Origin of the sequence: Pseudomonas sp. TH41 (assembly GCF_016650695.1) — a bacterium.
In the GTDB taxonomy this organism is placed as follows: Bacteria; Pseudomonadota; Gammaproteobacteria; order Pseudomonadales; family Pseudomonadaceae; genus Aquipseudomonas.
On record NZ_JAEKFH010000003.1, the window covers coordinates 895,250 to 918,202 of the forward strand.

Annotated in this window: 19 protein-coding genes and 1 pseudogene; 11 read left to right on the forward strand and 9 right to left on the reverse strand. The window is 57.9% G+C overall.

Going from position 1 to position 22,953, the window contains the following annotated elements:
* Positions 1-48: 48 nt before the first annotated feature.
* The 7 genes from ispC to rpsB form a co-directional block, all read right to left on the reverse strand.
* Positions 49-1,239 carry a 1-deoxy-D-xylulose-5-phosphate reductoisomerase gene (ispC, locus tag JFU37_RS06830; RefSeq protein ID WP_201114321.1) on the reverse strand — a complete coding sequence of 397 codons (1,191 nt, stop codon included), beginning with the start codon at positions 1,237-1,239 and terminating at the stop codon, positions 49-51.
* The gene (locus tag JFU37_RS06835; protein WP_201114323.1) at positions 1,236-2,042 is read right to left on the reverse strand and encodes a phosphatidate cytidylyltransferase; all 807 of its coding nucleotides are present in this window, start codon (positions 2,040-2,042) and stop codon (positions 1,236-1,238) included. The genes ispC and JFU37_RS06835 overlap by 4 nt, the downstream gene beginning before the upstream one ends.
* A complete protein-coding gene (gene uppS, locus JFU37_RS06840; protein ID WP_201114333.1) occupies positions 2,042-2,797 on the reverse strand; it encodes a polyprenyl diphosphate synthase in 756 nt (251 codons plus the stop codon). The genes JFU37_RS06835 and uppS overlap by 1 nt, the downstream gene beginning before the upstream one ends.
* A gap of 13 nt (positions 2,798-2,810) precedes the next feature.
* Positions 2,811-3,368 (reverse strand): ribosome recycling factor, encoded by a 558-nt coding sequence (gene frr, locus JFU37_RS06845; RefSeq protein ID WP_008028968.1) that lies wholly within the window; start codon positions 3,366-3,368, stop codon positions 2,811-2,813.
* Entirely contained in the window at positions 3,365-4,108 is a 744-nt protein-coding gene (pyrH, locus tag JFU37_RS06850) for a UMP kinase (protein WP_003172271.1), read from the reverse strand. The genes frr and pyrH overlap by 4 nt, the downstream gene beginning before the upstream one ends.
* Positions 4,109-4,318: 210 nt before the next feature.
* A complete protein-coding gene (tsf, locus tag JFU37_RS06855) occupies positions 4,319-5,182 on the reverse strand; it encodes a translation elongation factor Ts (protein WP_201114335.1) in 864 nt (287 codons plus the stop codon).
* Positions 5,183-5,374: 192 nt separating this feature from the next.
* A complete protein-coding gene (gene rpsB / locus JFU37_RS06860; RefSeq protein WP_007907989.1) occupies positions 5,375-6,112 on the reverse strand; it encodes a 30S ribosomal protein S2 in 738 nt (245 codons plus the stop codon).
* 372 nt (positions 6,113-6,484) lie between these two features.
* Between rpsB and map the strand changes: the two genes are divergently transcribed.
* The 6 genes and pseudogenes from map (at position 6,485) to JFU37_RS06890 (ending at position 13,768) form a co-directional block, all read left to right on the forward strand.
* Complete coding sequence (gene map / locus JFU37_RS06865) at positions 6,485-7,267, forward strand: type I methionyl aminopeptidase (protein WP_201114337.1); 783 nt, start codon at positions 6,485-6,487, stop codon at positions 7,265-7,267.
* Between the two features lie 45 nt (positions 7,268-7,312).
* A complete protein-coding gene (locus JFU37_RS06870) occupies positions 7,313-10,015 on the forward strand; it encodes a [protein-PII] uridylyltransferase (RefSeq protein WP_201114339.1) in 2,703 nt (900 codons plus the stop codon).
* A gap of 159 nt (positions 10,016-10,174) precedes the next feature.
* Positions 10,175-11,377, forward strand: a complete 1,203-nt coding sequence (dapC, locus tag JFU37_RS06875; RefSeq protein WP_201114341.1) for a succinyldiaminopimelate transaminase — start codon at positions 10,175-10,177, stop codon at positions 11,375-11,377.
* A 404-nt stretch (positions 11,378-11,781) separates the two neighbouring features.
* Positions 11,782-12,510, forward strand: coding sequence for a M12 family metallopeptidase (locus tag JFU37_RS06880; RefSeq protein WP_201114343.1), 729 nt, complete (start codon positions 11,782-11,784; stop codon positions 12,508-12,510).
* Positions 12,511-12,538: 28 nt separating this feature from the next.
* A pseudogene (locus JFU37_RS06885) lies at positions 12,539-12,852 on the forward strand (aminotransferase class I/II-fold pyridoxal phosphate-dependent enzyme); the annotation flags it as partial.
* A gap of 169 nt (positions 12,853-13,021) precedes the next feature.
* Positions 13,022-13,768 (forward strand): peptidase M12, encoded by a 747-nt coding sequence (locus JFU37_RS06890; RefSeq protein WP_201114345.1) that lies wholly within the window; start codon positions 13,022-13,024, stop codon positions 13,766-13,768.
* A gap of 45 nt (positions 13,769-13,813) precedes the next feature.
* Here JFU37_RS06890 and JFU37_RS06895 read toward each other — a convergent pair whose 3' ends face one another.
* Positions 13,814-15,445 (reverse strand): Na+/H+ antiporter, encoded by a 1,632-nt coding sequence (locus JFU37_RS06895; protein WP_201114354.1) that lies wholly within the window; start codon positions 15,443-15,445, stop codon positions 13,814-13,816.
* 312 nt (positions 15,446-15,757) lie between these two features.
* On the opposite strand from JFU37_RS06895, the gene JFU37_RS06900 reads away from it, so the two are divergent.
* The 4 genes from JFU37_RS06900 to JFU37_RS06915 all read left to right on the forward strand — a co-directional run bounded on the left by JFU37_RS06900 (position 15,758) and on the right by JFU37_RS06915 (position 18,976).
* The gene (locus JFU37_RS06900; RefSeq protein WP_201114356.1) at positions 15,758-16,120 is read left to right on the forward strand and encodes an ArsC family reductase; all 363 of its coding nucleotides are present in this window, start codon (positions 15,758-15,760) and stop codon (positions 16,118-16,120) included.
* Positions 16,121-16,153: 33 nt separating this feature from the next.
* Complete coding sequence (gene dapD / locus JFU37_RS06905) at positions 16,154-17,188, forward strand: 2,3,4,5-tetrahydropyridine-2,6-dicarboxylate N-succinyltransferase (RefSeq protein WP_201114358.1); 1,035 nt, start codon at positions 16,154-16,156, stop codon at positions 17,186-17,188.
* A gap of 181 nt (positions 17,189-17,369) precedes the next feature.
* On the forward strand, positions 17,370-18,575 hold the full coding sequence (locus JFU37_RS06910; protein WP_201114360.1) for an aminotransferase class V-fold PLP-dependent enzyme: 1,206 nt from the start codon (positions 17,370-17,372) through the stop codon (positions 18,573-18,575).
* On the forward strand, positions 18,572-18,976 hold the full coding sequence (locus JFU37_RS06915) for a SufE family protein (RefSeq protein WP_201114362.1): 405 nt from the start codon (positions 18,572-18,574) through the stop codon (positions 18,974-18,976). Before JFU37_RS06910 ends, JFU37_RS06915 begins: the two co-directional genes overlap by 4 nt.
* Positions 18,977-19,104: 128 nt before the next feature.
* Here JFU37_RS06915 and tcdA read toward each other — a convergent pair whose 3' ends face one another.
* A complete protein-coding gene (gene tcdA / locus JFU37_RS06920; protein ID WP_446738922.1) occupies positions 19,105-19,917 on the reverse strand; it encodes a tRNA cyclic N6-threonylcarbamoyladenosine(37) synthase TcdA in 813 nt (270 codons plus the stop codon).
* 227 nt (positions 19,918-20,144) lie between these two features.
* On the opposite strand from tcdA, the gene JFU37_RS06925 reads away from it, so the two are divergent.
* A complete protein-coding gene (locus JFU37_RS06925) occupies positions 20,145-22,736 on the forward strand; it encodes a glycosyltransferase (protein WP_201114371.1) in 2,592 nt (863 codons plus the stop codon).
* Positions 22,737-22,953: the final 217 nt, after the last annotated feature.

Sequence of the window (22,953 nt, forward strand, 5' to 3'; positions counted from 1 at the left end):
TCTCCGCAAACCTATTCAGTGCTGCATGAGGCCAACGTATTGCTGCACCTATCGCCCATGACGACTCAACCATTGCCCGGCCAGTACTCGCGCTTTCGAGTCAGCCGTGAACACCGCCTCGAGATCATCCACCACAACCACCGGCTCGAGATTCAAGACTTCCTCGATGATACTCGCGATTTCCAGGTAACGAACCCGTCCGTCGAGAAAGGCCGCGACGGCCACTTCATTCGCCGCGTTAAGCATCGCCGGCGCGCTGTTGCCAGCCTCGGCGGCCTGACGCGCCAGGCGCAGACAAGGGAATCGCTCTTCATCGGGCGCCTGGAAGTCGAGGCGCGCAATGGCAAACAAATCCAGCGGTGCAACACCCGAATCTATCCGCTCTGGCCACGCCAGGGCGTTGGCGATCGGCGTGCGCATGTCCGGATTGCCCAACTGGGCCAATACGGAGCCATCGATGTAGTCGACCAGCGAATGAATCACGCTCTGAGGGTGAATCACCACTTCGACCTGCGACGGTTTGGCGTCGAACAACCAGCAAGCCTCGATCAACTCGAGGCCTTTGTTCATCATGCTGGCTGAATCGACCGAAATCTTGCGCCCCATGGACCAGTTCGGGTGGGCACACGCCTGCTCAGGAGTCACATGCGCCAGCTCAGCCATGGGTGTCTGTCGGAATGGACCGCCAGAGGCTGTGAGTAAAATTCGACGCACACCGACCGCCCCAAGACCACGGGCAAAATCCAGCGGCATGCACTGGAAAATCGCGTTGTGCTCACTGTCGATCGGCAGCAGTACCGAACCGCTGTTGCGCACAGCCTGCATGAACAACGCACCGGACATTACCAGTGCTTCTTTGTTAGCCAGGAGAATTTTCTTGCCGGCTTCGACCGCCGCCAGCGTCGGACGCAAGCCCGCCGCACCCACGATGGCCGCCATGACGGCATCGACTTCAGGATCGGAAGCGATCTGACACAGCCCCTCCTCACCCACCAACACACGGGTCGACAAGCCAGCGGCACGCAGATCGTCCTGCAACGCTCGGCCAGCGCCCGCTTCAGGCACCACGGCGAACCGTGGCTTATGCCGCACACACAGCGCCAGCAGCTCACTCAGACGAGTGAAACCACTCAATGCGAAGACCTGATAGCTCTCGGGATGACGAGCGATGACATCGAGCGTGCTCAGGCCGATCGAGCCGGTCGCTCCCAGGACGGTAATCTGCTGTGGGCGGCTCACGGTGCCGCCATCCACAGCAACACCGCAAACACGGGAATCGCCGCCGTCAGACTGTCGATGCGATCCAGCACCCCGCCGTGACCTGGCAGCAAATTGCTGCTGTCCTTGATCCCGGACTGGCGCTTGAACATGCTTTCAGTGAGATCACCCACTACCGAAATGAACACGATCAGGGCGGCACCCAACAGCCCCATCAACACCTGGGCGAAGCTCCAGTCACGCACAATACCGACGACCGCTGCGATCACCAGACTTAACAGCAAGCCGCCATACACGCCTTCCCAGCTCTTACCGGGACTGACCTGTGGTGCCAGCTTGCGCTTGCCGAAGGCCCGACCGGAAAAGTAGGCGCCAACATCGGCACCCCAGACGAGCACCATCACCGCCATGATCAGCCAGTTACCCAAAGGCTCCTGCTTGATCTGAACCAGACCCTGCCAGGCCGGCAGCAGGATCAGCAGGCCGATCACTAGTTTGCAGACAGCGCTGGCCCAGTGGTCGCTGGAGCGCGGATAAGTCAGCACCAGATAAGTCGCAACGCCCCACCACAGCACCGATGCACCCAACACCCAGGGCGCGAGCCCCGGCAGGATGTGCATGACGAACAACATCAACGCGACGACAGCGGCATAGGCAATGCGGATTGGCTGGGCGGTGAAGCCCGCCAGACGAGCCCACTCCCAGGCGCCAAGGGTCACGATCAACCCGATGAACAGCGCAAAACCTGATCCTTCGAGCAGAAAAAACCCGCACAGGGCAATCGGCAGCAGGATCAGTGCGGTGATGATTCGTTGTTTAAGCATTAAACCCGGGCTCCAGCCTCGACCTGCTCGCTCGTTTTACCGAAGCGGCGCTGGCGAGAAGCGAAATCTGCCAGCGCGGTGCGCATAGCGTCGTGTTTGAAGTCCGGCCAGAACAGGTCGGAGAAGTACAGCTCGGTGTAAGCCAGCTGCCACAGCAGGAAGTTGCTGATGCGATGCTCACCGCCGGTACGAATGCACAAGTCCGGCAACGGCAGATCCCCGGTCATCAGACAGGTTTGCAGCAGTTCGGGCGTGATGTCTTCCGGACGCAGATGCCCGGCCTGAACCTCCCGCGCCAGACGCTGCGCAGCTTGCGCGATGTCCCACTGGCCGCCGTAGTTGGCGGCGATCTGCAGGATGAAACGATTGGCGCCCGCCGTCATGGCTTCGGCCTCACGCATGGCCGCTTGAAGCTCTGGATGAAAACGCGAACGGTCGCCAATGATGCGCAAACTGATGTTGTTTTCGTTCAGGCGCTTGGCCTCACGACGCAATGCCTTGAAGAACAGATCCATCAAGGCACTGACCTCGTCGGCCGGGCGCTGCCAGTTCTCGCTGGAGAAAGCAAACAGGGTCAGTACCTCGACCTTGGCCTCGGCACACACCTCGATCACCGCACGAACCGCATCTACGCCCGCTTTATGCCCGGCAACACCCGGCATAAAGCGTTTTTTCGCCCAGCGATTATTACCATCCATGATGATCGCGACATGGCGCGGCACCGCGGACGGCACAGTCTGCTTGGTCTTTTCCATGAAAACGCGACCCTTATACGGCCATCAGGTCTTTTTCTTTCTGCGCCAAGTTCGCGTCGATTTCAGCCACGTACTTTTTGGTCAGATCATCAATTTCGCCAGTGGCGCGACGCTCTTCGTCTTCGCTGATTTCCTTTTCCTTGACCAGATCCTTGAGCTGGCTGTTCGCATCACGACGGATGTTGCGCACAGCAACACGGGCGTCTTCAGCAACATCGCGAGCCTGCTTGGTGAAGCCCTTACGGGTTTCTTCGGTCAGGGCCGGCATGGAGATCAGCAGCAACTCACCCAGGTTGGTCGGGTTGAGGTTCAGGCCAGCACTGCCGATCGCTTTGTCGACAGCGCCCAGCATGTTGCGCTCAAAGGCAACGACTTGCAGGGTACGAGCATCCTTAACGGTGATGTTAGCCACCTGTTTGATCGGCGTGTCGGAGCCGTAGTACGGCACCATCACACCTTCCAGAATGCTTGGATGCGCCTGGCCGGTACGAATTCGGCCGAAGTTGTGCATCAGCGACTCGACGGATTTCTGCATACGCTCTTTAGCGTCTTTCTTGATTTCGTTGATCATTGTTGGCCTTCCTCGATCAGGGTCCCTTCAGCGCCGCCATGTACGATATTCAGCAGGGCGCCGGGCTTGTTCATGTTAAATACACGCAACGGCATCTTGTGGTCGCGGCACAGGCAAATGGCAGTCAGATCCATCACGCCCAGCTTGCGATCCAGCACTTCATCGTAAGTCAGATGATCGAACTTCTCGGCATGCGGGTCTTTGAATGGGTCTGCGGTGTAGACGCCATCGACCTTGGTCGCCTTGAGCACGACGTCGGCATCGATTTCGATCGCTCGCAGGCAAGCCGCCGAATCCGTGGTGAAGAACGGATTGCCGGTGCCGGCCGCGAAGATCACGACTTCCTTGGCGTTCAAGTGGCGCATGGCTTTGCGGCGATCATAGTGATCAGTCACGCCCACCATGGAAATGGCCGACATCACGATGGCCGAGATATTGGCACGTTCCAGCGCATCGCGCATGGCCAGGGCGTTCATCACAGTGGCCAGCATGCCCATGTGGTCGCCCGTCACCCGATCCATGCCGGCCGCGCTCAGCGCTGCACCGCGGAACAGGTTACCGCCACCGATCACCAGACCGACCTGAACGCCGATGCCGACCAGTTGGCCAACTTCCAGCGCCATGCGATCCAGAACTTTCGGATCGATCCCGAACTCTTCCGAGCCCATCAGGGCCTCGCCGCTAAGCTTGAGTAGAATGCGTTTATAGCGAGCCTGATAACCACTGCCCTGCTGAGCCATTGCGAATCTCTCCTGCGGCGTATTTTAAAAATTCTTTGCGAGCTGTTTTCAGCTGGCGTTCACTCTAGCTTGGCGCTGCTTCAGCGCCATCGGAACATGGCTTTGTAAGCCAGTTCCAAAGGGAAACCAATTAAAAATTGGTACCCCATCTGAAAAGAGGCTGCGCGCGTAAGCGGGCAGCCTCTTCAGGGCGACAGTTAAAAAACCGTCTTATTGCTTGGCGGCAGCCAGCTGGGCAGCAACTTCTTCAGCGAAGTTGTCGACCGGCTTCTCGATGCCCTCGCCTACTTTGAAGTAGGTGAAGGAAACGATTTCAGCACCGGCTTTCTTGGCCAGTTCGCCGACCTTGATTTCAGGGTTCTTGACGAACGCCTGCTCAACCAGGCTCGCTTCAGCCAGGAACTTGCTGATACGACCTTTGACCATGTTTTCAACGATGTTTTCTGGCTTGCCAGCGATCTTGTCAGCGTTGAGGGTCAGGAACACGGCTTTCTCGCGCTCGACCGCTTCAGCGGAAACTTCCGATGGCAGCAGGAATTCAGGGTTGGTCGCCGCTACGTGCATAGCGATGTCTTTGGCCAGCTCAACGTCGCCGCCCTTGAGAACAACCGCAACACCGATCTTGTTACCGTGCAGGTAACCACCAACAACATCACCTTCAACGCGAGCCAGGCGACGGATGTTGACGTTTTCGCCAACCTTGCCGACCAGAACCAGGCGATCGGCTTCTTGAGCTGCGATCAGCGGCGCAACGTCAGTCAGCTTGTCAGCGAATGCTTTTTCAACGCTGGAAGCAACGAATGCCTTGAAGTCGTCCTGCAAAGCCAGGAAGTCGGTCTGCGAGTTCACTTCCAGCAGAACGGCGGATTTACCGTCTTCTTTAAGAGCGATCGCGCCTTCAGCAGCTACGTTGCCTGCTTTCTTGGCAGCCTTGATGGCGCCCGAAGCACGCATGTCATCAATGGCTTTTTCGATGTCGCCGCCGGCCTTGGTCAAGGCCTTTTTGCAGTCCATCATGCCTTCGCCGGTACGCTCGCGCAGTTCTTTGACCAACGCTGCAGTAATCTCTGCCATTTCAAAATCCTCTTGGATAGGTTTTCAACCATTCCACCCGATCGAACGGGCGTTCAATTCTTCCCGAACCACCCTTGTTAGCAGCTGCAAGTTACAAATGCTGTAAATGCGCCACCGGACAAATGGTTTTCGAGGTGGCAAAAAGGGGGCCAAGCCCCCTTTTTGCTTACTGAGTCAACGCCAAGGCGTCAATTACTCAGCTGCAGCTGCCGGAGCTTCTTCAACAAACTGCTCGGTGCCGCCAGCAACGTGGTTGCGACCGCGGATAACAGCATCAGCCATCGAACCCATGTACAGCTGGATAGCGCGGATTGCGTCATCGTTGCCTGGGATGATGTAGTCAACGCCTTCCGGGCTGCTGTTGGTATCGACTACGCCGATAACCGGGATGCCCAGCTTGTTGGCTTCGGTGATCGCGATGCGCTCGTGATCAACGTCGATAACGAACAGAGCGTCTGGCAGACCGCCCATGTCCTTGATACCACCCAGGGAACGATCCAGCTTCTCAAGATCGCGAGTGCGCATCAGCGCTTCTTTCTTGGTCAGCTTGGCGAAAGTACCGTCTTCGGCTTGTACTTCAAGGTCACGCAGACGCTTGATGGAAGCACGGATGGTTTTGAAGTTGGTCAGCATGCCGCCCAACCAGCGGTGATCGACGTACGGCGAACCGCAACGTGCTGCTTCTTCAGCAACGATCTTGCCAGCGGAACGCTTGGTGCCGACGAACAGGATCTTGTTTTTGCCCTGGGCCAGACGCTCTACGAAAGTCAGAGCTTCGTTGAACATTGGCAGGGTTTTTTCAAGGTTGATGATGTGGATCTTGTTACGCGCGCCGAAAATGTATTTACCCATTTTCGGGTTCCAGTAACGGGTCTGGTGACCGAAGTGCACACCGGCCTTCAGCATATCGCGCATGTTGACTTGGGACATGATAGTTCCTTAATAAGTCGGGTTTGGCCTCCACGTATCCCAATGACCAACCAGCAGCATCAGCTGAAGGCACCCAGGTCATCGTGTCGACACGTGTGTGGATTTAAGCCTCTCGGGGTATCCCCGGAAAGCGGCGCATTTTATATCACAAGACTGCAAAAAACGGAACCCGGATTCTCAAATCCTGACGCACGCCTACTTCCCGCCCTTGGAATCGCTCAAGAATGCGCCAATCAATAGAGAGAAGCGATGCACTGAGGGTCAGATTTGCGCTGTTCGTCTGTTAGAATCGCCTTTTTCGGGGCCGTGAAGAACGATCACGCAACGCCCATTCCGTTTTAGAAAGCGCCATCGAGCGCAGAGAGAGCCTGTATGACCGTCACACTCAAAACGCCAGAGGACATCGTAAAAATGCGTGTCGCCGGCAAACTGGCCGCCGATGTGCTTGAAATGATTGCCGAGCATGTCAAGCCAGGCATCACGACCGAAGAGCTCGACCGCATTTGCCACGACTACATCGTCAATGTGCAGCACGCCATTCCTGCCCCGCTCAACTACAAGGGCTACCCGAAGTCGATCTGCACCTCGATCAACCATGTGGTCTGCCATGGCATTCCGAATGAGAAGCCGCTGAAGGATGGCGACACCCTGAACATCGACGTCACCGTCATCAAGGACGGTTTCCACGGCGACACCAGCCGTATGTTCCACGTCGGCACCGTGCCGGTCTGGGCCGAGCGCCTGTCGCAAGTGACTCAGGAATGCATGTACAAGGCCATCGAAATTGTCAAACCCGGCTGCCGCCTGGGCGATATCGGCGAAGTGATCCAGAAGCACGCTGAAAAGAACGGCTTTTCGGTGGTTCGCGAGTTCTGCGGCCACGGCATCGGCAAGGTGTTCCACGAAGAACCGCAGATTCTGCATTACGGCCGCGCCGGCACCGGCATGGAACTGAAAGCCGGCATGACCTTCACCATCGAACCGATGATCAACCAGGGCAAGGCCGACACCAAGGTGTTGGGCGACGGCTGGACCGCCATCACCAAGGACCGCAAGTTGTCGGCACAGTGGGAACACACGCTGGCGGTCACCGAAACCGGTTACGAAATCTTCACCTTGCGCGCCGATGACACCATCCCGCGCGTTTCGGCCTGATCCGGACCCGGCAGCTCCCAGCCTTATAGATAGGAAAGCCAATCGATGCCACAGGTGGATCCCGAACTCTTCGACCGTGGCCAGTTCCAGGCTGAACTGGCCCTGAAGGCCAGCCCGATCGCGGCCTTCAAGAAAGCGATCCGTCAGGCGCGTGAAGTACTCGACGGGCGCTTTCGCAGCGGGCGGGATATTCGCCGGCTGATCGAGGATCGCGCCTGGTTCGTCGATAACATCCTGCAAAAGGCCTGGGAGCAGTTTGACTGGAGCGAAGATGCCGATATCGCGCTGGTCGCGGTCGGTGGCTACGGTCGGGGTGAGTTGCACCCGTATTCCGACATTGATCTGCTGATCCTGCTGGACAGCGCCGACCATGAAATTTTCCGCGATTCCATTGAGCGTTTTCTGACGCTGTTGTGGGACATCGGCCTGGAAGTCGGCCAGAGCGTTCGCTCGGTCGACGAATGCGCCGTTGAGGCCCGCGCCGACCTTACGGTGATCACCAACCTGATGGAAAGTCGCACCATTGCTGGCCCCGAACGCTTGCGCCAACGCATGCTGGACGTCACCAGCACAGCGCACATGTGGCCAAGCAAAGACTTTTTCCTGGCCAAGCGCGCCGAACAGAAGGCTCGCCACCACAAATACAACGACACCGAATACAACCTGGAACCCAACGTCAAAGGCTCGCCTGGCGGACTACGGGATATTCAGACGATTTTGTGGGTCGCCCGTCGCGAGTACGGCACCCTGAACCTGCGGGCACTGGCCGGCGAAGGGTTCCTGGTCGAGAGCGAAAACGCCCTGCTGGCTTCGTCCCAGGAATTCCTGTGGAAGGTTCGCTACGCGCTGCACATGCTCGCCGGCCGTGCCGAAGACCGCTTGCTGTTCGACCACCAGCGCTCGATTGCCGGGCTACTGGGTTTCGAAGGCGATGATGCCAAGCAAGCCATCGAAAACTTCATGCAGCAGTATTACCGGGTGGTCATGAGCATTGCCCAGCTCAGCGACCTGATCATCCAGCACTTCGAGGAACTCATCCTCGCGCCGGTGGACGAAGTGCCGCCACAACCGATCAACCCACGATTCCAGTTGCACGACGGTTACATCGAGGCACGCAACGACAATGTATTCCGTCGCACGCCATTCGCCATGCTCGAAATCTTCGTGTTGATGGCCCAGCAGCCGGAAATCAAAGGCGTGCGCGCCGACACCATCCGCCTGTTGCGCGAACACCGGCATCTGATCGACGACGATTTCCGCAACGACATTCGCAATACCAGCCTGTTCATCGAGCTGTTCAAGTGCAAGATCGGCATCCACCGCAACCTGCGCCGGATGAACCGTTACGGCATCCTCGGGCGTTATCTGCCGGAGTTCGGCTTCATCGTCGGGCAGATGCAGCACGACCTGTTTCACATCTATACGGTCGATGCGCACACCCTGAACCTGATCAAACACCTGCGTAAATTGCAGTACACCCAGGTCTCGGAAAAATTCCCGCTAGCCAGCAAACTCATGGGAAAACTGCCCAAACCCGAGCTGATTTACCTGGCAGGCCTGTACCACGACATCGGCAAAGGCCGGCATGGCGATCACTCGGAAATTGGCGCGGTGGACGCCGAAGCCTTTTGCCAGCGCCACCAACTGCCGGTGTGGGACAGCCGCCTGATCGTCTGGCTGGTGCAGAACCATCTGGTGATGTCGACCACGGCGCAGCGCAAGGACTTGTCCGACCCGCAGGTGATCCACGACTTTGCGCAGGCCGTGGGCGATGAAACCCGCCTCGACTATCTGTATGTGCTGACGGTTGCCGACATCAACGCCACCAACCCGACACTGTGGAATTCCTGGCGCGCCAGCCTGTTGCGCCAGCTGTACACCGAAACCAAGCGCGCCTTGCGCCGTGGCCTGGAAAACCCGGTGGACCGCGAAATGCAGATCCGCCAGACGCAGAGCGCCGCCCTGGACATCCTGGTACGCGGCGGGACCGACCCGGACGACGTCGAGCAGCTGTGGTCGCAACTGGGCGATGACTATTTCCTGCGCCACACCGCCGGCGACGTGGCCTGGCACAGTGACGCGATCCTCCAGCAACCGGCCGATGGCGGGCCGCTGGTGCTGATCAAGGAAACCACCCAGCGCGAATTCGAAGGTGGCACCCAGATCTTCATCTACGCACCGGACCAACACGACTTCTTCGCCGTGACCGTGGCCGCGATGGACCAGCTCAACCTGAACATTCATGACGCCCGGGTCATCACCTCCAGCAGCCAGTTCACCCTCGACACCTACATCGTGCTCGACACGGATGGCGACTCGATCGGTGACAACCCGGCGCGGGTCAAACAGATCCGCGAGGGCCTGACCGAAGCCTTGCGCAACCCGGACGACTACCCGACCATTATTCAGCGTCGGGTGCCGCGCCAGCTCAAGCATTTCGCGTTTGCCCCGCAGGTGACGATCCACAACGATGCTCAACGTCCAGTGACGGTGCTGGAGCTCAGCGCCCCTGACCGCCCAGGATTGCTGGCGCGGATCGGCACGATCTTCCTCGAGTTCGATCTGTCGCTGCAGAATGCCAAGATCGCCACCCTCGGCGAACGCGTCGAAGACGTTTTCTTCATCACCGACGCGAACAACCAGCCGTTGTCCGACCCGTTGCTGTGCAGCCGTTTGCAGGATGCGATCGTCGAACAGTTGAGCGTCAGCCACGAACCGGATATCAAACTGTCGCGCATCAGCATTTGAATTAACAACGGCCCGCCCTTTTGTAGGAGCGAGCTTGCTAGCGATGGACTCAAATACGCCGCGTTGTCCTGGCAAGCACGCGTTATCGTTGACGACCATCGCGAGCAAGCTCGCTCCTACAGGGGCCAGCGCCGCCCCCACACCGAACGAGATCTACCGATGAACAACGCTCTGAACCAGTTGCAGCCCTACCCGTTCGAGAAGCTCCGCGCCCTGCTCGGCAGCGTCACGCCAAACCCGGAAAAACGCGCCATCGCGCTGTCCATCGGTGAGCCGAAGCACCGTTCGCCAAGCTTTGTCGCCGAGGCCCTGGCGAGCAATCTGGATCAGATGGCCGTGTACCCGACCACCCTCGGCATCCCGGCCCTGCGCGAAGCCATCGCCGCGTGGTGCGAGCGTCGTTTCAGTGTGCCGAACGGCTGGCTCGACCCGGCGCGTAACGTGCTGCCGGTCAACGGCACCCGCGAAGCACTGTTCGCCTTCACCCAGACCGTGGTCAACCGTGGCGATGACGCACTGGTGGTCAGCCCGAACCCGTTCTATCAAATCTACGAAGGCGCGGCATTCCTCGCCGGGGCCAAGCCGCATTACCTGCCGTGCCTGGATGAAAACGGCTTCAACCCGGATTTCGATGCCGTGTCGCCAGACATCTGGAAACGCTGCCAGATCCTGTTCCTGTGCTCGCCGGGCAATCCGACCGGTGCGCTGATTCCGGTCGAGACACTGAAAAAACTGATCGCCCTGGCCGACGAATACGACTTCGTGATCGCCGCCGACGAATGCTACAGCGAGTTGTACTTTGACGAAAAAACCCCGCCGGCCGGCCTGCTCAGCGCCTGCGTAGAACTGGGTCGCAAGGACTTCAAGCGCTGCGTGGTGTTCCATAGCCTGTCCAAGCGCTCCAACCTGCCAGGCTTGCGTTCGGGCTTCGTGGCCGGTGATGCGGACATTCTTAAAGGCTTCCTGCTGTACCGCACTTACCACGGCTGCGCGATGCCGGTTCAGACTCAACTGGCCAGCGTTGCCGCGTGGAACGATGAAGTGCATGTACGCGCCAACCGTGCGTTGTATCGCGAGAAGTATGATGCGGTGCTGGAAATCCTCAGCCCGGTGATGGACGTTCAGCGTCCGGACGGAGGATTCTACTTGTGGCCGAATGTTGAAGGTGATGACGAAGCGTTCTGCCGCGATCTGTTCGTTGAAGAACATGTGACGGTAGTGCCAGGTTCCTATCTGTCCCGCGAGGTTGACGGAGCCAATCCGGGTGCCGGTCGCGTACGCATGGCGCTGGTTGCGCCGCTGGCGGAATGTGTGGAGGCTGCTGAACGCATCCGGGCGTTTATCATTCGCCATCGCCCTTAAAGTTCATTACCCGCACGGTGCAATGCCGTGCGGGCTTACACAAACATAAAGCAATATAACCAACTTACTCAAAACTTAACTTTTCGACTACCATAAGATTACTGCCCACTGAAAAACCAACCAACAAATTCTCATACAAGATAACAAAAAACCAATCCAGAAAAACACAAACATGGATGTTTGTTATGAACACCAGATCACATCACATTAATATATCGCTCTATATTCTCTCACCTCACGAAGTTGCAACCACCGGAAGGACGCTATCAAGGAAGTGGCAAGCAACTCTTCAACATCCATCGTTTCACTCCTGATGATGCAGTACCGCACGCCAAATAAACACAAAAGTTACGGACATCAAAGGTAAATAATTTTTACTCTAAACTTCAAGGAGGAAGTAAAAAATGAACAGCATCCTGGATTACCAGCCAACACAGTGTAAACACGACCCTGCATCTGATGAAGCTGCCATCACGGAAAATCCTGCCGATGCAGGACTGCCCCGCGGCAATCGCCTCAAACGCTCGCTGGTCAACTATCCGAAATTGTGGGAAAACGGTCGAGCCTTAAAAATTGCCTTTATGAACAACCTGGACGTCGACCATAAACAGAAGATCATAGACGCAGCCAGACATTGGTTGCCATTTGTTAACCTCTGCTTTAATTTTGTCGATGGTCATCAGGGTGACATTCGCATCGCCACCGAAAACAACAAAAATAGCGCAGTACTAGGTACCAACTCGCTGTTGGTTCATCCGGACAAGCCAACCATGAACCTCGGCGTCAATCCTGAGCACGAGGATTTCGAGGTAATTGTTATCCACGAATTCGGCCATGCACTGGGCGCGATGCATGAACACCAGCATCCAAACGCGAACATCCCTTGGGACAAGCCTAAAGTTTATGAGTTCTATCAGAATCGCGAGATGAATCCACTTTCTCGAGAACAAATTGACAGGCACATATTTACGCCATTCAACACTTCCGATGCTTTCTACCTGCCCTACGACAAGACGTCCATCATGCACTATCCAGTACCCAACACGTTAACATTGGGTAACTGGGAGCTTCCGATCAATCGCAAGATCAGCAAAAAAGACAAAGAAATCATGAAATTACTTTACCCCTACTAATCAATCATGAGAATCAACACCCAACAAGCATGTACGCGCCAACCGTGCGTTGTATCGCGAGAAGTATGATGCGGTGCTGGAAATCCTCAGCCCGGTGATGGACGTTCAGCGTCCGGACGGTGGATTCTACTTGTGGCCGAATGTTGAAGGTGATGACGAAGCGTTCTGCCGCGATCTGTTCGTTGAAGAACATGTAACGGTGTTGCCAGGCTCTTACCTGTCCCGTGAGTAGATGGCCTCAATCCAGGCGCAGGTCGTGTGTGCATGGCGCTGGTTGCTCCACTGGCGGAATGTGTTGAAGCGGCCGAGCGAATTCGCAGCTTCATTAATTCCCGCAAGTAATAACTTTAGTAAACCCGCACTGTGCAATGCAGTGCGGGTTTTATCTTCAGTTACAAGACACGCATATACAAACCGCCTATTTGAAATTAACTTCATATTCGCCCTCAAACAGCAGGCAACTATCGTAATACACCAAACCAAAAACAATACTTACAAGGATGTAATAACCATGACTGCATTTAGTTCATGCCGAATACTTCAACCCGTTAGTGACACCGCATCTTATTCAGCCGCCACCAATGAACACCCGATCAATACCAACAACACTGGCAGTCGCCGTAAAAGAAACGTTGGTTCCCATACCAAATTCTGGAAGCCTGGAAAAACACTTAAAATCGCAATGTACAACGCCAGCGACGAAGCCATTGAAGAGGTCCGAGCTGCCGCCAGTGAATGGCTGCCTTACGTAAACCTGACATTTGACTTTGTAAAAGGCGATATTGGCGATATACGCATTTTCCTCAATCGGCCAGACGGGATTGAGGCCTCGCAAATTGGTACCGATGCACTCATTGATGATATAGGCGGCACCGACGAGCAAAGACGCGGGCCCAGCATGTACCTGAACTGGACGCCTGGCAGCCATCGGTTCAGATTTGTCGTTCTACATGAGTTCGGACACGCTCTGGGGGCCCTACATGCTCACCAACACCCCAACTCGGATATACCGTGGGATGTACCGAACACCTATAGGCACTGTGCACAAACTTTCGGCTGGGACAAGAGCGTCGTTGATGCCAATATCCTGCCCCTGCTCCTGAGCGACCAGTTCACTTACCAGCCTTACGACGGAGACTCGGTCATGCATTATGAAATTCCCAACGAGTGGACTGTTGGCTACTGGGGACAATCGGAATCATGGGCAATCAGCAATGGCGACATCGCCATGATGCGCAACGCTTATCCCAAAGACTGAGCGCACCTTTAGCGCCATCAATCCCACCGGCATTTCAACAATCGGCTACTGGACGACGCCCAGATTGGCTTCACTCAAATCCAGTTCAGCCAGTACCTCGCGCAAAACGTCATCACCAATCTGGTGATGACGACTGAGCTTGTACAACTCCAGGCGTTGCGCTCGCAACGCCTTGACGCGCAGACGTCGCTCCAGCAAGTTCATCTGAAACGCCAGCGCCTGGGCCTCTGTCGAATCGTTGAACACCTCCAACTGATGCCGATACTCAGACATGATCCGCGCCTTGAGTTCGGCGGACAATGCTGCCTCAGCCGCATCCACTGGCTTGGCCTCGTTGATTTCCAAGGAGTGAATCGCCGCTTCGGCGGTCTTGCGCCAGGCGTCACGCACTTCATTGCGACGCCTGGCGTCCGGGCTTTTCTCGATACCGCGCAGCAGCAGTGGCAAAGCAATGCACGCGGCAATCAGCGACAGCAGAATCACCCCGGCCGCGATGAAGATCAGCAAATCCCGCTCAGGAAACGCATCGCCGCCCATCAGCATCGGCACCGACAAGACACCCGCCAACGTCACTGCCCCGCGTACGCCGCCGACCGTCAGCAACCAGCATGAGCGCGCTGTAGGCACGTGCGTCATCTCACCTTGCCCGCGCAGCCGGCGCAACAGACCCGACAGCCGCCAAGTGCTCTGTACCCAAATAAACCGCAACAGCAGCAACACGCAGAAAATCGCCACCACCTCCAGGCAGCGGTAAAGCAGCGTCGGCCACAGCGAGGTTTCGTGACTGGCGACAGCCTTGATGATGTCCGGCAGCTGCAAGCCCAACAGCAGGAAGATCAAGCCGTTAAAGGCGAATTCCAGCAACGACCAGACGCTGCGATTGAGCAAGCGGGTGTTGGTCTGGCGCGGCAGCAGATCGAGCCAGCTCTGCATCATTCCCGCCGCCACCGCTGACAGAATGCCCGAGGCGCCCACGCGCTCTGCCAAAACATAAGCGGCAAACGGCAGCAGCAACATGAAGACGACGTGAGTCGCCGGATCATCCCAGCCGCGGGCGATCATCCACGCCCTCAAACGCCCCACCAGCCAACTCAACGCCACACCGACGGCCAGTCCGCCAACCGCCACCAGCACAAACGTCAGGCTGGCATTGGCCAGCGAGAACACCCCGGTCACCGCCGCAAGCAACGCGAACTTGAACGTCACCAGGCCCGAAGCGTCGTTCATCAGCGCCTCGCCCTGCAGCATGTGCATCAGAGGTGTCGGCAAGCGGTTCTGGGAAATTGCCGAGACCGCCACGGCATCCGTCGGCGACAACACCGCCGCCAGGGCGAACGCCACCGGCAGGGGAATACTCGGCAACATCCAATGAATGAAATAGCCCGCGCCGACAACGGTGAACAGCACCAGGCCGACCGCCAACGTCAGAATCGGCCCGCGCAGCCGCCACAACTCACGCTTGGGCATGCGCCAGCCATCGGAGAACAATAGCGGCGGCAGGAACAGGAAAAGAAACAACTCGGGGTCCAGCGCCACATGCAATCCGAGGGTCGACCACGCCAGCAACGCGCCGGCGGCAATTTGCACCAGCGGCAAAGGCAAGGGAATCACTCGTCCGATCAGGCGTGAAACGCCGACCAGCATCAGCATAATCAGGACGGTGTAGGCGGTTTGCATAAAAGCGCGGTTCCAGGCAATCGACAGCATTGAAGTGCCATATTAGCCGCTTAGACTGCCGGCTGACCGTTGTACCAATGTCGCACGCAGCCGCAGACCATCCTGAAACACCGCAATACTTGTAGGAGCGAGCTTGCTCGCGATGCACCTGAGAGCACCGCGGGGTGTCAGGTTTTTACTGTTATCGTTGACGACCTTCGTCGGAACGCCGCCCGGAGCAAGCTCGCTCCCACAGGGTTTTGCGTTTTAACTGAACGGTCATGGCATAATCCGTCACCTTTTTTTTCCAGCACCTGTAAAGGGGGCAATTCCTTGACCGTTTCAAGCAAAACGTTGCACCTTTTCGGCATCAAAGCCTGCGACACCATGAAAAAGGCGCGCACCTGGCTCGATGAACACGCTGTCAGCTATGACTTTCACGATTACAAAACGGCCGGAATCGACCGTGAACACCTGACCCAATGGTGCGATGAGCACGGCTGGCAAGTGGTGTTGAACCGTGCAGGCACGACCTTTCGCAAGCTCGACGACGAACGCAAAGCCGATCTCGACCAGCCGAAAGCCATCGACCTGATGCTCGCACAACCCTCGATGATCAAGCGCCCGGTGCTTGATCTCGGTGACCGAACCCTGATTGGCTTCAAGCCAGATATCTACGCGGCAGCCCTCAAGTAAGGCCGCCCGTTCCATTTTGTAAGAGGTATCAACATGTCCACTACCCTGTTCAGCCTGGCCTTTGGTGTCGGCACTCAAAACCGTCAAGGCGCATGGCTGGAAGTGTTTTACGCGCAGCCACTGCTCAACCCGTCGGCCGAACTGGTCGCTGCCATTGCCCCGGTTCTGGGCTACACCGAAGGCAATCAGGCCATCGCGTTCAGCACCGCACAGGCCTCGCAACTGGCCGAAGCGCTGAAAAGCGTCGATGCCGGCCAAGCTGCATTGCTGACTCGTCTGGCCGAAAGCCACAAGCCGCTGGTCGCCACTCTGCTGGCCGAAGATGCTCAGCTGACCTCCACGCCTGAGGCCTACCTGAAGCTGCATTTGCTGTCCCACCGTCTGGTCAAGCCGCACGGCCTGAACCTGGCGGGCGTGTTCCCGCTGCTGCCGAACGTCGCCTGGACCAGCCAGGGCGCGATCGACCTGACTGAACTGGCCGAGCATCAACTCGAAGCCCGCCTGCGTGGCGAGTTGCTGGAAGTGTTCTCGGTGGACAAGTTCCCGAAAATGACCGACTACGTGGTTCCGGCCGGCGTGCGTATCGCTGATGCGGCACGTATTCGTCTGGGCGCTTACGTGGGCGAAGGCACCACCGTGATGCACGAAGGTTTCGTCAACTTCAATGCGGGCACTGAAGGCCCGGGCATGATCGAAGGTCGTGTCTCCGCTGGCGTGTTCGTCGGCAAAGGTTCGGACCTGGGCGGCGGTTGCTCGACCATGGGCACCCTGTCGGGCGGCGGCAACATCGTGATCAAGGTTGGCGAAGGCTGCCTGATCGGCGCGAACGCCGGTATCGGCATCCCGCTGGGCGACCGCAACACTGTTGAATCGGGCCTGTACGTGACCGCTGGTACCAAAGTGGCGCTGCTGGACGAAAACAACAAACTGGTCAAAGTCGTGAAGGCCCGTGAATTGGCGGGTCAACCTGACCTGTTGTTCCGCCGTAATTCGGAAACCGGTGCCGTGGAATGCAAAACCCACAAATCGGCGATCGAACTGAACGAAGCGCTGCACGCTCACAACTAAGCAGAGCGCCAAACGATTACCTGATCACCTGATCACCTGTGGGAGCGAGCTTGCTCGCGATGGACGTTAACGATGACGCGTTCAGCTTGATAAACGCGGTGCTGTTACGTTCTTTCGCGAGCAAGCTCGCTCCTACAGGGGTCAGGCGTACACCCGCCCATGTTTACCAGGGCCGAACAACATGATGATTCCTTCTCCCTGGCGCGCCGATTTTCCGGCCATCGCCGCGTTGCAACGGCAAGACCAGACGTACCTGGACAACGCCGCCACCACGCAAAAACCTCAAGCCCTGCTGGATGCCCTGGCGCATTACTACGCCAATGGCGCGGCCAACGTGCATCGGGCGCAACACTTGCCCGGCGCGCATGCGACCCAGGCGTTCGAGGACAGCCGCAGCAAAGTCGCCCATTGGTTGAATGCCGGCGATGTCGGGCAGATCATTTTTACCCACGGCGCCACTAGCGCACTGAACCTCCTGGCCTATGGCCTGGAACACTCATTCAATCCGGGCGATGAGATTGTCATCAGCGCGCTGGAGCATCACGCCAACCTGCTGCCGTGGCAGCAACTGGCCCACCGTCGCGGGCTGAAACTGGTGATCCTGCCGCTGGACGCCGACGGTTTGATCGACCTGGAGGCTGCCGCGTCGTTGATCAATCCGCGCACGCGCTTGTTGGCGATCAGTCAACTGTCCAACGTGCTCGGCGCCTGGCAGCCGGTGCCCGCACTGCTGGCGATGGCCAAGGCGCACGACGCACTGACCGTGGTCGATGGCGCTCAAGGCGTGGTGCATGGTCGGCATGACGTGCAGGCGCTGGGTTGCGACTTTTATGTGTTTTCCAGCCACAAACTCTATGGCCCCGATGGCCTGGGCGTGCTGTTCGGTCGCAATGAGGCGCTCAAGCAACTGCGTCATTGGCAGTTCGGCGGCGAAATGGTGCTGGACGCGGATTACCTCAGCGCTCGCTTTCGCCCTGCCCCGCTGGGTTTCGAGGCCGGAACGCCGCCGATTTCGAGTGTGATTGGTCTGGGGGCGACTCTGAATTACCTCGCCGGTCTCGATCAGGACGCGGTCTCGGCTCATGAAGCGGCGCTGCATGACTATTTGCTGAAAGGCCTGGAGGCGCGCAACGGCATTCGGCTGCTGGGCAAGCCTCAACTGGCGTTGGCGAGTTTTGTCGTGGAGGGTGTGCATAACTCTGATCTGGCGCACTTGTTGACGGAACAGGGGATTGCGGTGCGCGCCGGTCATCATTGCGCCATGCCGCTGCTCAAGCACTTTGAACTGGCCGGGGCGATTCGGGTTTCATTGGCGCTGTACAACGATTCCGAAGATCTGGAACGGTTCTTTGACGCGCTGGATCAAGCGCTGGAGTTGTTGCGATGAGTTTGCCTGCTGAGGCTGCAACGGCACTGGAGACTTTTCAGAATGCCGCGGGTTGGGAACAACGGGCGCGGCTGCTGATGCAGTGGGGCGATCGTCTACCTGCGTTGAGCAATGTGGATAAAGTCGACGCCAACCGGGTGCATGGCTGTGAAAGTCAGGTGTGGTTGGTGGGCTCGCTGAGAGATGGCCACTGGCAGTTTGCCGCGAGCAGCGACGCACGGTTGATTCGCGGGTTGGTGGCGTTGCTGCTGGCGCGGGTCAACGGGTTGTCGGCGGGTGAGTTGCAGCAGGTGGATTTGCCGGATTGGTTTAATCAGCTTGGGCTGAGTCGACAGCTATCGCCGTCGCGCAGTAATGGCCTCAACGCCGTGTTACAGCGAATGCGCGAACTGGCAAGCTAATCACCTTCGCCCCCATTCCAATGTAGGAGCTGCCGAAGGCTGCGATCTTTTGATCTTCGGCACTCTCGGGACGCCTAGAATCAAGATCAAAAGATCGCAGCCTTCGGCAGCTCCTACAGGGTTCGTCGTTAAACCTCGGGTTTGATGCGATCCGCAGGGCGCCGCACACCCGCCACAATCTTATCCACAGCCTTGGTCGCCGCGACCATGCCGAACGTCGCCGTCACCATCATCACCGCGCCAAACCCGCCAGCGCAGTCCAGCTTCACGCCATCGCCGACAAAACTCTTCTGCAAACAAATGCTGCCATCCGGTTTCGGGTAGCGCAGTTGCTCGGTCGAAAACACGCACGGCACGCTGTAATGGCGGGTCACGGTGCGGGAGAAGTTGTAATCACGGCGCAACGTCGAACGCACTTTCGAGGCCAATGGATCATTGAACGTACGGTTCAGGTCGCACACCTGAATCAGTGTCGGGTCAATCTGCCCACCCGCACCACCGGTCGTGATGATCTGGATCTTGCGGCGCTTACACCAGGCGATCAACGCAGCCTTGGCGTTGACGCTGTCGATGCAGTCGATCACGCAATCGATGTTCGGCGTGATGTATTCGGCCATGGTCTCGCGGGTGACGAAATCCGCCACCGCGTGCACCGTGCAATCCGGGTTGATCCCGCGCAGGCGCTCGGCCATCACGTCGACCTTGGGTTTGCCGACAGTGCTGTCCAGCGCGTGCAGCTGACGGTTGGCGTTGCTGACGCAGACGTCGTCCAGGTCGAACAGCGAAATCTCGCCCACGCCACAACGGGCAATGGCTTCCGCCGCCCAGGAACCGACGCCACCGACGCCGACGATCGCCACATGCGCCGCGCGCAAGCGTTCGAGGCCGTCGATGCCATACAAACGAGCGATGCCGGCAAACCGTGGATCTTCTGTACTCATGACCATTACCCCAAAAACCGGCGCGCATTATAGGGCCACAGCGGGAGAACTTTTAACCTTCCTGCGACAAGTGTAAGAACTTATGTGAATGCGGATTGCCCAACGTCCGGCATTTCCCTGTTCGCTGTACGGTCAGAGAACCTCCAGTGTAGGATGCGCGCCCTGCCCCTTGGCAGCCAGCCGCCAACCGTTCCTTCGTTCCACAGCCTTTGGAACCCGAAATAGCTATGTCATCGCGTAAATTTGGACTCAACCTGGTCGTGGTGCTCGCCATCGCAGCCTTGTTTACCGGCTTCTGGGCGCTGATCAATCGCCCGGTCGCCGCCCCTAACTGGCCAGAACAGATCTCCGGCTTTTCGTACTCGCCGTTCCAGCAAGGCCAGTACCCACAGAAAGAGCAGTACCCGACCGACGATGAGATGCGTCGCGATCTGGAAATCATGAGCAAGTTGACGGACAACATCCGTACTTACTCGGTCGACGGTACGCTGGAGGACATTCCCAAACTGGCGGAAGAGTTCGGCCTGCGGGTCACCCTCGGTATCTGGATCAGCCCGGACCAGGAACGCAATGAGCGCGAGATTCTGCGCGCCATCGAACTGGCCAACACGTCCCGCAGCGTGGTTCGCGTGGTGGTCGGTAACGAGGCGATCTTCCGTAAGGAAATTACCGCCGCGCAACTGAGTGTGATCCTGGATCGCGTTCGCGCCGCCGTGAAAGTGCCGGTGACCACGTCCGAGCAGTGGCACGTCTGGGAAGAACACCCGGAACTGGCCAAGCACGTCGACCTGATTGCCGCGCACGTTTTGCCTTACTGGGAGTTCATCCCGGTGGACAAGGCCGGTCAGTTCGTACTCGACCGCGCCCGCGACCTGAAAAAGATGTTCCCGAAAAAGCCACTGCTTCTCTCGGAGGTTGGCTGGCCGAGCAACGGCCGCATGCGTGGCGGCACCGATGCGAGCCCGGCGGATCAGGCGATCTACCTGCGCACATTGGTTAACAAGCTCAACCGCCAAGGCTTCAACTACTTCGTGATCGAAGCGTTCGACCAACCGTGGAAGGCCAGTGACGAAGGTTCGGTGGGTGCTTACTGGGGCGTGTTCAACGCCGCGCGTCAGCAGAAATTCAACTTCGAAGGCCCGGTTGTGGCGATCCCGCAATGGCGCGTGCTGGCCATTGGTTCGGCGGTGCTGGCCTTGCTGTCCCTGACCTTGCTGATGATCGACGGCTCGGCCCTGCGCCAACGTGGCCGCACCTTCCTGACCTTTATCGCCTTCTTGTGCGGTTCGGTATTGGTCTGGATCGGTTACGACTACAGCCAGCAATACAGCACCTGGTTCAGCCTGACGGTAGGTTTCCTGCTGGCGCTTGGCGCACTCGGGGTCTTTATCGTACTGCTGACCGAGGCCCACGAACTGGCCGAAGCGGTCTGGACCCACAAACGTCGGCGTGAATTCCTGCCGGTGGTGGGCGAGTCGGACTACCGACCGAAAGTCTCGATTCACGTGCCTTGTTACAACGAGCCGCCGGAGATGGTCAAACAGACCCTCAACGCACTGGCCAACCTCGACTATCCGGACTTCGAAGTCCTGATCATCGATAACAACACCAAGGACCCGGCGGTCTGGGAACCGGTGCGCGATTATTGCGAAACCCTCGGCCCACGCTTCAAGTTCTTCCACGTTGCACCGTTGGCCGGTTTCAAGGGTGGCGCGCTGAATTACCTGATTCCGCACACCGCCAAGGACGCCGAAGTGATTGCCGTGATCGACTCGGACTACTGCGTCGATCCGAACTGGCTCAAGCACATGGTGCCGCATTTCGCCGACCCGAAAATTGCCGTGGTGCAGTCGCCACAGGATTATCGCGATCAGAACGAAAGCACCTTCAAGAAGCTCTGCTACGCGGAATACAAAGGCTTCTTCCACATCGGCATGGTTACCCGTAACGACCGTGATGCGATCATCCAGCACGGCACCATGACCATGACCCGGCGCTCGGTGCTCGAAGAGTTGGGCTGGGCCGATTGGTGTATCTGTGAAGACGCCGAGTTGGGTCTACGCGTATTCGAAAAAGGTCTGTCGGCGGCGTATTACCACACCAGCTACGGCAAAGGCCTGATGCCCGATACCTTTATCGACTTCAAGAAACAGCGTTTCCGCTGGGCCTATGGGGCGATTCAGATCATCAAGCGTCACACCGCCAGTTTGCTGCGCGGCAAGGACACCGAGCTGACCCGTGGCCAGCGCTACCACTTCCTCGCAGGCTGGTTGCCGTGGGTCGCGGATGGCATGAACATCTTCTTCACCGTCGGCGCCTTGTTGTGGTCGGCAGCGATGATCATCGTGCCGCAGCGAGTCGATCCGCCGTTGCTGATTTTCGCAATCCCGCCATTGGCGTTGTTTGTGTTCAAGGTCGGCAAGATCATCTTCCTCTACCGTCGTGCGGTCGGAGTCAACCTGAAGGATGCATTCTGCGCGGCACTGGCCGGGCTGGCGTTGTCGCACACCATCGCCAAAGCGGTGCTGTACGGCTTCTTCACCAGCAGCATTCCGTTCTTCCGCACGCCGAAAAACGCCGATAACCACGGTTTCTGGGTGGCGATTTCGGAGGCTCGCGAAGAAATGTTCATCATGTTGCTGTTGTGGGGCGCGGCGCTGGGGATCTTCCTGGTGAATGGTTTGCCGAGCAACGACATGCGCTTCTGGGTGACCATGTTGCTGGTGCAGTCGTTGCCGTACCTGGCGGCGCTGATCATGGCGTTCCTGTCTTCGCTGCCGAAACCGGCGGCCGAGGCTGAAACGGCACCGGCTGTCTAAATCAGCACAGATGCACTAAACGGCGGCCAATGGCCGCCGTTTTGCTTTAAGATAACCGCCATTTTGCAGGCCTGGCTCAAGGGCCAAGCCCAATACCTGTAGGAGCGAGCTTGCTCGCGAGAAACGCAAGGGCAACGCGGTTATTCAGATCGCACGCGTTATCGTTAACGTCCATCGCGAGCAAGCTCGCTCCTACACATTGACAGTTTCCGGAGTC